We start from the raw sequence: 12375 nt of genomic DNA on the forward strand, positions 1-12375 counted from the left end.
AATACTTTACAAAACGGTTATATTTTTAAACATCTACTAAAATAGACCTTTATATACTGCCTTCAAATTGACATTACTTAAAATCATTACAAAAGTTAAGATGACAATTAAAACAACCGTTTTATGTTTTTTAGGCTGAAAAAAATATAAAAAACGGCAAAAGTGGGCCTAAGGTCCTTGAATTAATATTTGTAACCCATTTGCTGAGAGTGAATAATGATTGATAAGCATACTTTCACAACTGATGTATTTTAAATACTATGTTGGTGTTATAAATTTCCTCTTGCCTCCTGCTCCCTTTCCAACGCCTCAAACAGCGCTTTAAAATTGCCTTTTCCAAAACTCCTGGCGCCTTTTCTCTGGATGATTTCAAAAAATAAGGTTGGCCGGTCCTGAATTGGTTTGGTGAATATTTGCAACAAGTACCCTTCTTCATCCCGGTCTATCAATATTCCAAGTTTGCTTATCGGTTCCAGGTCTTCATCAATCGTACCTACCCTATCGAGTATATTGGAGTAGTAGCTTTGAGGTATGGATAAAAATTCGATGCCCCGGCTTTTTAATTGGGTCACAGTGTGTATAATATTGTCTGTTGCAATGGCTACATGCTGAACGCCTTCACCATTATAAAAATCAAGGTATTCTTCCACCTGGCTTTTTTTCTTTCCTTGTGCAGGCTCATTGATTGGAAACTTCACATAGCCATTACCATTACTCATCACTTTACTCATCAAAGCAGAGTATTCCGTGGAAATATCTTTATCATCAAAACTGAGAATATTTTTAAAACCCATTACTGCCTCATAAAATTTCACCCAGGTGTTCATCTGGTTCCACCCAACATTGCCCACACAATGATCTACATGTAAAAGCCCCGTTGGGGCCGGGTTATAATCCGTTTTCCATTCCCTGAAACCGGGCATGAAAATTCCATTGTATTGTTCTCTTTCAACAAATACATGTACGGTTTCGCCATAAGTGTGAATACCACTCATCGTAACTTCACCTGAACTATCTTTAAGGATAACGGGTGCCTGAAATGGTTTAGCCCCCCGGTTAATGGTTTCACTATATGCCGCCGTGGCATTCTCCACTTTTAGTGCGAGTACTTTTACACCATCGCCATGTTTATAAATATGATCTGCGATGGCGTTGCCCGGCCGCAGCGGTGTTGTCAATACAAATGTTATCTTGTTTTGCCTTACCACGTAACTGACTTTGTCCATCGTGCCCGTTTCCGGACCTGCATATGCCAGCGACTGAAAACCAAAAGCAGTTTTATAAAAATGGGCTGCCTGCTTTGCATTTCCCGTGTAAAATTCTATGTAATCGGTGCCGAGTAATGGCAAAAAATCTGTTGTGGAATCTATAACTGTGGCGGATTGAATAGTAGTGTCCATCTTGCTATTTTACTGATAAAAAATTACTGTTATAAAAAAATTATAAACAGCAACACGAACCCATAGCAAGAGCGTCCATCAGCAATGTATAACTGATGCGTTTGTCAGAAAATATTTTATGTGGATAATCCGGCTGCATAATCGCTTTATAAAGTTAACTATTTTGATTGAAATTATCACATGCCTGCACCGGAACTGTTCCCTGAAAAATTAAACGCCATAGGATATTTCCTTAAAAATATCAACTAATAAAAATGACAGGAATGATTTATTTTGCAGCCATGAGTACAAAAAAAATTGGCATCTTAGGCGGCGGACAATTGGGACGAATGTTATTACAGGCTGCAGCCAATTACCCTGTAGATACTTTTGTAATGGAAAATGATGCTGCATGCCCCGCAGCGCACCTTTGCCACCAGTTTACCAAGGGCGACATCACCAATTTTGATGACGTGTACAATTTTGGAAAAGGGATGGATGCCATTACCATTGAAATTGAAAACGTAAATGAAGATGCACTTGAAGTGCTGCAAAAGGAAGGTGTTAAAATATATCCTTCACCCGCTGCATTAAAAATCATCAAAAATAAAATACTGCAAAAGCAATTTTATAAAGCACACCAGATACCCAGCAGCGAATTTATCATTACCACAAATGCAGCGGAACTGCAACAACATGCCGGCTATTTGCCTGCCGTGCATAAACTGGCAATGGGCGGCTATGATGGAAGGGGCGTGCAGGTAATTAAAACTGCTGCAGACCTTGATAAAGGTTTTGATGCTCCTTCGGTGCTGGAAAAAATGGTGCCGATCAAGAAGGAAATTGCCGTAATCATTGCGGTGGATGATAAGGGTGAGCATGCCATGTATCCTGCTGTGGATATGGTTTTTGACCAGCGTTTAAATCTGCTGGAGTACCAGCTAAGTCCCGCGGAACTGACAGAGAAAGTATTGTGGAAAATTGAAGCAATTGCTACCAAGCTGGTACAAAATTTAAACAGTGCCGGCATTTTTGCCGTTGAATTATTTATAGACAAGGATGACAATGTACTGGTAAACGAAACTGCCCCAAGGGTACACAACAGCGGGCATCACACCATTGAAGGCAACTATTCTTCGCAGTTTGATATGTTGTGGAGAGTAATGTTAGGCTACCCGCTGGGTTGTGCAGAAGCCATTTTGCCCGCAGCTATTGTAAACCTGCTTGGTGCAGAAGGCCATAGTGGTGAAGCAAGTTATGAAGGATTAAATGATATTCTTAAACTGGAAAATGTGTTTGTACATATTTATGGAAAAAAACAAACCAAACCCGGCCGTAAAATGGGGCATGTCACAATACTGAGTAAAGAAAAACAGGAACTGGTGCACCAGGCAAACAGGATAAAAAATACATTGAAAGTAGTAACTGCCCCTGTCACCTAAAGCGGGATTATTTTAAAGTTCACAATTTTTGGTGATGTATTATGTAAGAAGAATACCAGGTTGAAACTAATAAAATGCGTTTCAGCAATTATTGTATTTGTAAATTCAATTCATTAGCCAGGCGCTTCAATTCAATCTCGGCAGTTTTTGCTGCATAATTCAGATTTACCAGGCGATAGCCGGAGGCTTCAAAACTTTGTTGTGCATTTTTTACATCAACAATGGTGGCCTGCTTAAATTGAAAACGCTGTAAAGCCAGCTCCAGCAATTGATTGGATAAATTGTAATTCTGCTGTTCTGTTTCCAACTGTTTTAATGTAGATGTGTACGATTGAAAAGATTTAACTACTTGCGCACTGTAATCCCGCATCAATATTTGCTTATCCAGTACAGCATTATTTACATTTATTTCCGCTACCTTTTGCTGGCGTTTGTAAATTGATCCGTTGTAAATAGGTATACCAATGCTAACACCAACTGATGGACCATAATTCTGATTCAATAATATCTGGCCGGCAGCAGCCTTATTCCTGGAGAAATTGTAGCCTGTTGTTGCCCTGATGGATGGATAGCGCAAAGCCGCAGTTTCCTTCACCAGCAGTTCGTTTATTTGTACCTGGTCCTGTGCTGCGATAATGTCTGCATTTTTATTCAGCTTATTCAACACATTATCCAATTGTATATTTCTGTCGACTATAATAGTATCCTGTATTGCAATGGAAGAATCCGAATTAACAGTAAGTTGCCTGAGTAATTCTGTTTTAGCCTGGTCGATAATTAATTGCTGCGATTGCTGCGCCTGCACCAGGGCGTTGAGATCAATCTGCGCCTGGAAAAGATCTGCATTATTCGCCAGCCCTACTGATTGCCTGGCTTGCACAATTTGCAATTGCTGATTGGATGCATCAATTGATTTTTCGATCGTCTTCATGTAACTCTGCTGGCGCACGATATCATAATACCCAACCATAACATCCGCCAGGATATTTTGTACCTGTGCATTCAATTGCTGTTCACTTTGTTTTACCAATGTTGCCAGCCGGGCCTTTGTTGCAATCACCCTATTGCCGTTGTATAATAAAATGCTGCCCGTAACACCCAATGCAAAGTTATTGGTAGCAGCTGCATCGCGTTGAATAGACACGCCGGTATTTAACTTTTGATTGATGCTGGCAATTTGCTCATTGTCTGTCAATGATCCGGTAACCAGCGGAAGGCCGCCCGCCACGCCGTAATTGTTGAGTACGGTATTGGCTTCTACCAGGTTTTTATTTAACTGTATATCCAGGCTATTTTTAAGGGCAATATTTACAGCATCGGGTAAGCGCAATATATTTTGTGCTTTTACACAAAGCATGCTGAAAAATAAAAAAATAGATACAACTGTTTGCTTCATTCTTTTGTGGTTTATCCAATTTCGGGTTTTGTATCACTTTCATTTTTTCCGGTTTCTTCAGCAAGTACAGCCGTTGTTGAATACGCTTTGTCCGTGCCTTTGTGTTTGCCGGATAGATAAGTATAAATGGCGGGTATAACAAATAAGGTAAGAATCAGAGAAAAGATAATTCCTCCTACCACCGCAATACCAAGCGGCACCCGACTAGTGGATGAAGCGCCCAGACCCAATGCAATCGGCAATGCTCCCAATGAAGTGGCAAGGCTTGTCATTAAAATGGGTCGCAACCTTTGCTGGGCAGCATGCAGTATCGCCTCCATTTTATCGTGCCCGTCTTCCCTTTTCTTATTGGCAAATTCTACAATCAATATCCCGTTTTTAGTCACCAGCCCTATCAGCATAATCATTCCTATCTCAGAAAAAATATTTAAGGTTTGATTAAATATAAATAAGCTTAGCAAAGCACCGGCCAACGCCAATGGTACAGTAATCATAATGGTAAGCGGATCTACAAAACTTTCAAACTGGGCAGCCAGAATAAGGTAGATAAGCATCAATGCAAGGCTAAAAGCAAATGCAATATTGGAGGAACTTTCGGCATAATCCCTTGATGGCCCGGTCAGCGAAGTCTGGTAACTTTCATCCAGCAATTTCTTTGCAATGGCATCCATTGCCTTTACACCGTCACCTACGGTTTTACCATCCGCAAGCGAAGCTGATATGGTAGCAGATTTATACCTGTTGAAATGGAACAAGGTAGCAGGGCTGCTGCTGGCCTCCAATTTCACCACTGCGCTAATGGGTATCTGCTGACCCTTATTGTTACGTACGTACAATTTTGAGATGTCGTCCGGTGCACTTCTGTCACCTCTATCCACCTGGGCAATTACGGAATATTGAAATCCATTCATTATAAAGTAAGCCAGGCGGCCCCCACTGAAGGCAGCTTGCAAAGCAGCAATCACATCCTGGGATGATAAGCCAAGATCTTTCACTTTCATCCTGTCGAGCGTTAGCTGAATCTCCGGTTTATTGAATTTCAGATTTACATCCACGTTGGCAAAAGTTTTATCTTTTCTTGCTTCTTCTAAAAACTTCGGAATCACCGTTTTTAACTTATCCAAGTTTTGATTCTGTAATACAAACTGAACAGGTAATCCGCCCTTACTGCCAGCGCCTACTGCGATTGTTTGCTCCTGTACAGCAAAAATTCTTGCATCGTTAAAGCGCACTAATTTTTTTTGAAGGTCACTTGCTATCTGTGCCTGGCTCCTGCTTCGCTGATCCGGATCAACCAATCCCAACCTTGGCTGGCTGCTGTTGATTGGGCCAGCGGGTGTACGTGCAAAAACAAAGTCCCTTTCAGGTATAGAATCGTACAGGTAATTGGCGATATTATCTGCAATATTCACCATGCTTCCATAGCTGGCACCTTCTGCTCCGGTCACAGTAAAACGAATACTGTTTCTGTCTTCAAGAGGCGCCAGCTCACTTTTTAAATTAGTGATAACGAGACCAATTATCACGCCGCAGATTGCTATCAATACCCAGGCCATCCATCTAACTCTTAAAAATGCGTGTAACCATCGTTCATAGCCATCTTCCATTGCCGTAAAAAACGGTTCCGTCTTATTGTAAAACTTGCCATGACCTGCCTTTTTTCTGCTCAACACTACGTTCAAAACCGGTGTAATGGTTAATGAAACCAGTGCAGAGATCAATACGGCTGCCGCCAGCGTAACGCCAAACTCCCTGAAGAGCCGGCCGATAAATCCTTCTAAAAATATTACAGGTAAAAAAACTATGGCGAGTGTAATTGAGGTGGAGATTACGGCAAAAAATATTTCTTTACTGCCTTCCAATGCTGCCTGTTTAATGGGCATCCCTTTTTCAAATTTACTAAAAATATTTTCTGTTACTACTATCCCATCGTCCACCACCAAACCGGTTGCCAGCACGATGCCCAGCAAGGTTAAAATGTTGATAGAAAATCCGGAAAAATACATGATGAAGAAAGTGGCAATTAACGAAATCGGAATGTCTATCAATGGACGGATCGCAATCAGCCAGTCTCTGAAAAAGAAAAATATTACCAACACCACCAGGGCAAAAGAAATACCCAACGTTTCTTCCACTTCTTTTATCGACTTGCGGATATTGGTAGTGTTGTCCAGCAACACATTCATTTCAATATCCGACTTGTTTGATTTTTTGATGGACTCCAGCTTCTTATTAAAATCGTCTGCGATCTGGATATTGTTGGCGCCGGGCTGTGGTATCAATACAATACCAACAGCATTTACGCCATTGTATTTCCAGCTTTGTTCCAAATTCTCCGGACCTAATTCTATTCTGGCAACATTGCTCAATCTTACAATACCTGTGCTGTCTTCTTTAATGATGAGGTTTTGAAAATCTTTTTCACTCGTTAACCTGCCCAGCGTTTTAATGGTTAATTCCGTATTGTTGCCATAAATTTTTCCGGGCGGTAAATCCACATTCTCATTGTTCAGCGATGTTCTGATATCACTGAATGAAACACCCTGGGCGTTCATTTTATCAGGATCAATCCAGATACGCATGGCATATCTTTTTTGACCAAAAATATTTACCGCACTAACCTGGTTGATGGTTTGAAACTGTTGCTGCAACACGTTTTCAGCGTAATCACTTAATTCCAGCAGACCTTTGGTTTTACTTTGTACAGCCAGTATTAAAATAAAATCACTGTTGGCATCTGATTTTGTAACCACCGGCGGTGCATCAATATCCTGCGGCAAACTCCGGCTTGCCTGGCCTACTTTATCACGTACGTCACTTGCCGCAGCTTCCAGGTCAACACCCAGTTCAAATTCAACCGTAATATTGCTGTTACCCAGGGTACTCGATGAAGTAATGGTTTTAATACCTGGTATCCCATTGATCTGTTTTTCCAATGGTTCTGTAACCTGGCTCTCCATAATATCCGGGTTGGCTCCGGTATAAGAAGTGGTTACAGTAATAATAGCCGGGTCAATGGCGGGATAATCCCTGATGGCCAGAAAGGTATAGCCTACTACACCAAAAAGGATGATCATCAGGTTTAATACCGTGGCAAAAACAGGCCGCTTTAAAGAAAATTCAGAAATATTCATGCAGTAAAACGGGGTAAATTATTTTAAAATTCGTTGCTATACATTAAACAGATTATCTATTTCGCCGCACTGGTATCACTCACATCATGCAGGGTTTTAACACTTCTTACCTGAACGGGATTTTTTGGCCTGGCAAATAAAACGCCCGTTACCACAACAGAATCTCCTGCTTTAATACCTTGTACCACTTCAACCATACTTGCTTCGCGTATACCCGTTTTTATATTTACAAAACTGGCCATTCCATTTTTTACCAATACCACCTGGTTGTTTTTATCATCAGGAATAATACAATTGGTTGGCACTTTAATAGACGTACGGCTTTGACCGGCATCAATATGCACTTTTACAAAAGCACCCGGATTGGCAGTACCGCCCTGCAGCAATGCCCGTACTTTTAAATTGCGGGTGTCTGTATTGGCACCCGGTTCGGTGGCCACAACAATAGCTTTGCGAATGTCTTTGGATGCAGCATCTACTTCAACTGTAACCAACATTCCTTTTTTTATGATATTGCCATACATATCCGGCAACGTAAAATCAATCTTTACCTTGTTTGTTTGCTGAAGCGTGGCGATTACTGTGCTGGGTGATACAAAGGCCCCAGGACTAATTCCCCTTAAGCCCGCCACCCCGCTAAAGGGAGCCCGTATAACGGTCTTGTCAACCAGCGCCTGTGAATAAACAATGTCTGCTCTTAAACTGTTTACCTGGTTTACAGCCGCATCATAGTCCGCCTGGTTAAGACCATTGATATCCAGTAATTTTTTGTACCGGTCTACGGTTGTTTGTGCCAGATCAAGCTGCACCTTGCTTTTGGCAATCTGTGCCTTCAGGTCTGCATCGTTTACCCTTGCTATAACGGTTCCTTTGGCAATGTTTTTACCTTCCGGTACATTCAAGTAAGTAAGCCGGCCGCTTATTTCTGGTCTTAACTCTACATACTCTTCTGCTATCACTGTTCCATTGGCCTCCACCACATTACTGATAGTTTCCGGCGCTGCTATAATAATATCCACAATTGGAATTGTTTTTTCACTTTTGGCGGGGGAGGGTGCTGTAGATTTATTTTTACAACCGGAGAAAATTAATACATAAAGGGAAAAGGTAACACAATAGCAAATCCTGGTAAACGAGTTTAGCATTATATATTAAGTATTAATAAAGAAAACAAATATAAGTGGTTTAGCCTGTGCATAAAAGTACAATACATGGCTGGTAATAATATATTGCATTGATCTGTAATTGTTATCAGCATGTGATTGTTTCAAACATCAATCCAATGTTTCAACAGCGATTTTTTTAAAATATCAATGGCGCTATTTATAATTTTACCTTTTCTTTGCGTAAAATTATAAAACATGACTCCTCTTGTTGGTATTATCATGGGCAGCGAAAGCGATCTTGAAATTATGAAAGGTGCAGCGGAAATGCTTCGCCAGTTTGAAGTTGAACCCGAGCTAACCATTGTATCTGCCCATCGCACACCCGAACGGTTGCGTGAATATGCCAGCAAGGCAAAGTCAAGAGGATTGAAGGTAATCATTGCAGGAGCCGGGGGCGCCGCACATTTAGCAGGCATGGTAGCCGCCCAAACTATTTTGCCAGTAATAGGTGTTCCTGTTAAATCTTCCAATTCACTCGATGGCTGGGATTCTATCTTATCTATCTTGCAAATGCCTTATGGTGTACCGGTAGCTACAGTGGCTTTAAATGGCGCTAAAAATGCCGGCATTCTGGCCGCACAAATTCTCGCCCTGCACGATCCATCCATTGCAGGGAAACTGGAAGCATACAAAGAATACCAGGACGATATCGTAATGGAAAGCGTAAAAAATGTAAAGTACCTCGGCTTTACAAATGAGTTTGATACCTTCGAAAAATAATTTTTTATTTTTTGTACCAGGCAGGGAAACACGCATCAACTTCAGTGGCGTCGCACGCTTGTACCTGACAGCTTTGCTGAACTTTTACAGAAGCGACTGGAGGAACACCATTATTCGAGTATCACGCCGAACTCCTGCTGCAATCCTTTTGAATGGCTGTAAATCATTTTGATAAACTCTTTGCCATGGCTGGCGTAAAAAGGCATCAGGTTATCCACACGTTCCTGCAGGCTGTTGTTGGGGAACAATTCTTTTTTTAATTTTTCCAGCTGTCTTTGCTGCGCCTCAAATTTTCTTTTTTGTGCACGGAACATTTTCTTTTCCAGTGCCGTAATTTTTTTCAACGCCTGAGTTTGTAACGCATTGGTATGTGTTTTTAAAGAGGTATCAATATCGCCGGCGATTTTTTTTATCTGATCATATAGAGCGATCATATTTTCTTTTTCTTCTTCCAGGCTTAACTGTATAGTGCTGTCCCGTTTCACCAAATGATTCACCAGCTCCAGTTCTGTCGCAAATAAGCCCGCATATTCTAACTGTAATTTTTTTGTAGCGGCCTGCATAACAGTATTCACAATCATAAACGAGTTGCGAACAATCAGCATGGGGTAAGGAACCTGCACCGCTTCAAATACTTTTTTCAATTCAAGCCAGTAGGCAATCTCGCCACCACCGCCGATAAAAGCGATGTCGGGTAAAATTGTTTCCTGTAACACCGGCCTTAAAATTACATTGGGACTAAAGCGTTCAGGATGTTCCTGCAGTTCTTGCAGCATAGCAGCTTTACTAAATTTCAGCTGCATATTCACAATCAAAAAATCATCGCCTGCTTGTTCAATTCTTTCCCTTTTACCATCCACCAGGTAAAATAAATTAATGGCCCTGCCACTAGCCTGCGCCTTGTATTCTTCCGGAAACTGTGATACGGTCTGCTGTACTGCAGGATGAGAAAATCCTTCCATCAGTTCCTTCTCTATAACTGGCGCGAAACGCCTTTTTACTTCGGCACTATCCGGCAATAAAATCAATACGCCGTATTCTGCAAACAGTGCATTTACCAGTTTAAAAGTAGCCTGCTCAATGGTTACTCCAGGCTGGTAACAATCTTTCATCAAGCCGGTTATTTCAGCACCAAATGGAAGGACCAGTAACTGGCCGCTGATGGCTTCTATCAATTGCACCAGCGTCTTATCAACTATCATCCGGCCTACCGCACCAGTCTGCTTGGTGGCCCACTCATACTTTTCGCCGTTTATAAAAACATGCCCCAGTTCATCAAGGTCAGCATCTTCGCTACCCATGTAATAAACAGGCACAAAATTATTTTCGGGTATTACTGCCTGTAATTCCTCCGCAAGTTTAACGGCGTGCAGTATCTTATAAATAAAATATAAAGGCCCTGTAAAAATATTAGGTTGATGGGCAGTGCAAATAGTAAATGTATTGTCGCTGCTTAACTGATGGATATATTTTTTTTGCTTTTCTGTAAGCGGAGTTGTTTCATATTGTTCGTTCAGAATGTCAACCAGCAATGCCCTATCGGTAGCGAATGATTTGCGTTGCTCAATTGATGCTTTAATGCCATCCAATGAAACAGGGTGCATGTAAAATGGCTGCAGCCGTGGTGCTTCACTTATATAATCAGCAACCATTGAAGAAAAAAAACCAGTTTGCCGGTAAGGAATAAACTGCGCTGTTGTATTCATTTAAAAATAAAATTACTGCTGTAATAACAAATTTTAAAGCGTGTAAAAAATCGTTCGAAAATTATTAAGCAACCACTACTTCTCCCTCAATGTCATAATCGTATGCTTTGGTAATTTTTACGTTTACAAATTCACCAATAGTTAATTTCTTTTTACTCTCAATAATCACTTCATTGTCTACTTCCACACTGTCAAATTCGGTACGGCCCAAATATCGTCCGGCTTCTTTTTTATCAATCAGCACTTTAAAAACCTTCCCCACTTTTTCCTGGTTTTTTTCAAGGCTTATTTCCTGCTGCACTTCCATTATTTCCTGCGCACGTTCTTCCTTTTCTTCTGCGGGTATATTGTCAATCATGCTGTGGGCGCTGGTTCCCTCCTCGTGGCTGTAGGTAAATATGCCCATCCTGTCGAACCGCATCTTCTGCAAAAATATTTTTAATTCTTCCACATCATCCCTTGTTTCGCCGGGAAAGCCCGCTATCAACGTAGTGCGTAAACATATGTCCGGAATACGGTTGCGTATCTCGCCAATCAAATCTTCCATCTCCTCCCTTGTTATCTGCCGCTTCATTAGTTGCAGCATGTTATTGGCTGCATGCTGCAAAGGCATATCCAGGTAATTGCAAATATTTTCCCTTTCTTTAATGGCATCAATAATTTCTATCGGAAATTTAGACGGGTAAGCATAATGCAAGCGTATCCATTCCAAACCTTTTACATCCGCGAGCGCATGCAACAGTTTTGGCAATTCTCTTTTTTTATAAATATCCAGCCCGTAATAGGTTAATTCCTGGGCAATCAGCATTACCTCTTTTACGCCTCTGTCCACCAAACGTTTGGCCTCATCTACCAGCGATTCTATTGTTCGGCTAACATGCTGACCACGCATTAACGGAATGGCGCAAAACGAACAGGTGCGGTTACAGCCCTCACTGATTTTCATGTACGCATAATGCTGCGGCGTATACAGTAACCGCTCGCCTATCAGGTCAGCTTTGTAATCAGCATTAAATTGTTTCAGCATGCCGGGCAATTCCATTGTACCAAAATAGGCATCCACTTCCGGTATCTCCGTCTCTAAATTATTTTTATATCGTTCGCTGAGGCACCCGGTTACATAGACTTTATCTATCTTTCCGCGGCGCTTTAATTCCACCTGGTCTAAAATGGTATTGATGCTTTCTTCCTTTGCTTTTTCAATAAAACCGCACGTGTTTATTATTACGATGTTGTGGTCCTTTTTACCGCTTTCATGCACCACATCAATTTCATTGGCAATGAGCTGACCACTCAGCACTTCACTATCCACCATGTTTTTACTGCACCCCAGCGTAATGATGTTTACCTTATCCTTATGTAACGATTTTGTCTTCATATAAATGTTGGCAAAGGTAAGCAGTTTAGGCGGAGTACTTTTAACGGCCTATTG

Annotated in this window: 8 protein-coding genes; 2 read left to right on the forward strand and 6 right to left on the reverse strand. The window is 41.2% G+C overall.

Going from position 1 to position 12375, the window contains the following annotated elements; all coding sequences use genetic code 11:
* Positions 1–269: 269 nt before the first annotated feature.
* Positions 270–1400, reverse strand: coding sequence for a 4-hydroxyphenylpyruvate dioxygenase (gene hppD / locus QWZ08_RS20420; RefSeq protein WP_290339400.1), 1131 nt, complete (start codon positions 1398–1400; stop codon positions 270–272).
* Positions 1401–1663: 263 nt separating this feature from the next.
* Between hppD and QWZ08_RS20425 the strand changes: the two genes are divergently transcribed.
* On the forward strand, positions 1664–2821 hold the full coding sequence (locus QWZ08_RS20425) for a 5-(carboxyamino)imidazole ribonucleotide synthase (RefSeq protein WP_290339401.1): 1158 nt from the start codon (positions 1664–1666) through the stop codon (positions 2819–2821).
* An 88-nt stretch (positions 2822–2909) separates the two neighbouring features.
* Here QWZ08_RS20425 and QWZ08_RS20430 read toward each other — a convergent pair whose 3' ends face one another.
* From QWZ08_RS20430 to QWZ08_RS20440, 3 genes are read right to left on the reverse strand one after another with little or no spacing between them, the layout of a single operon-like run.
* Entirely contained in the window at positions 2910–4217 is a 1308-nt protein-coding gene (locus tag QWZ08_RS20430) for a TolC family protein (RefSeq protein WP_290339402.1), read from the reverse strand.
* 11 nt (positions 4218–4228) lie between these two features.
* Complete coding sequence (locus tag QWZ08_RS20435) at positions 4229–7351, reverse strand: efflux RND transporter permease subunit (protein ID WP_290339403.1); 3123 nt, start codon at positions 7349–7351, stop codon at positions 4229–4231.
* 56 nt (positions 7352–7407) lie between these two features.
* Complete coding sequence (locus tag QWZ08_RS20440; protein WP_290339404.1) at positions 7408–8370, reverse strand: efflux RND transporter periplasmic adaptor subunit; 963 nt, start codon at positions 8368–8370, stop codon at positions 7408–7410.
* 342 nt (positions 8371–8712) lie between these two features.
* Between QWZ08_RS20440 and purE the strand changes: the two genes are divergently transcribed.
* Complete coding sequence (gene purE / locus QWZ08_RS20445) at positions 8713–9237, forward strand: 5-(carboxyamino)imidazole ribonucleotide mutase (protein WP_290339405.1); 525 nt, start codon at positions 8713–8715, stop codon at positions 9235–9237.
* A 110-nt stretch (positions 9238–9347) separates the two neighbouring features.
* Here purE and bshC read toward each other — a convergent pair whose 3' ends face one another.
* Positions 9348–10943: a bacillithiol biosynthesis cysteine-adding enzyme BshC gene (gene bshC, locus QWZ08_RS20450; RefSeq protein WP_290339407.1), complete on the reverse strand. Its 1596-nt coding sequence runs from the start codon at positions 10941–10943 to the stop codon at positions 9348–9350.
* 64 nt (positions 10944–11007) lie between these two features.
* Complete coding sequence (rimO, locus tag QWZ08_RS20455) at positions 11008–12321, reverse strand: 30S ribosomal protein S12 methylthiotransferase RimO (protein WP_290339408.1); 1314 nt, start codon at positions 12319–12321, stop codon at positions 11008–11010.
* Positions 12322–12375: the final 54 nt, after the last annotated feature.

Origin of the sequence: Ferruginibacter paludis (assembly GCF_030409685.1) — a bacterium.
Lineage (GTDB): Bacteria > Bacteroidota > Bacteroidia > Chitinophagales > Chitinophagaceae > Ferruginibacter > Ferruginibacter paludis.

Excerpts from the sequence above, each read along its gene's own strand:
- QWZ08_RS20430 (WP_290339402.1), bottom strand. The coding sequence starts at position 4,217 with ATGAAGCAAACAGTTGTATCTATTTTTTTATTTTTCAGCATGCTTTGT.
- hppD (WP_290339400.1), bottom strand. The coding sequence starts at position 1,400 with ATGGACACTACTATTCAATCCGCCACAGTTATAGATTCCACAACAGAT.
- bshC (WP_290339407.1), bottom strand. The coding sequence starts at position 10,943 with ATGAATACAACAGCGCAGTTTATTCCTTACCGGCAAACTGGTTTTTTT.
- QWZ08_RS20435 (WP_290339403.1), bottom strand. The coding sequence starts at position 7,351 with ATGAATATTTCTGAATTTTCTTTAAAGCGGCCTGTTTTTGCCACGGTA.
- QWZ08_RS20425 (WP_290339401.1), top strand. The coding sequence starts at position 1,664 with ATGATTTATTTTGCAGCCATGAGTACAAAAAAAATTGGCATCTTAGGC.
- purE (WP_290339405.1), top strand. The coding sequence starts at position 8,713 with ATGACTCCTCTTGTTGGTATTATCATGGGCAGCGAAAGCGATCTTGAA.
- rimO (WP_290339408.1), bottom strand. The coding sequence starts at position 12,321 with ATGAAGACAAAATCGTTACATAAGGATAAGGTAAACATCATTACGCTG.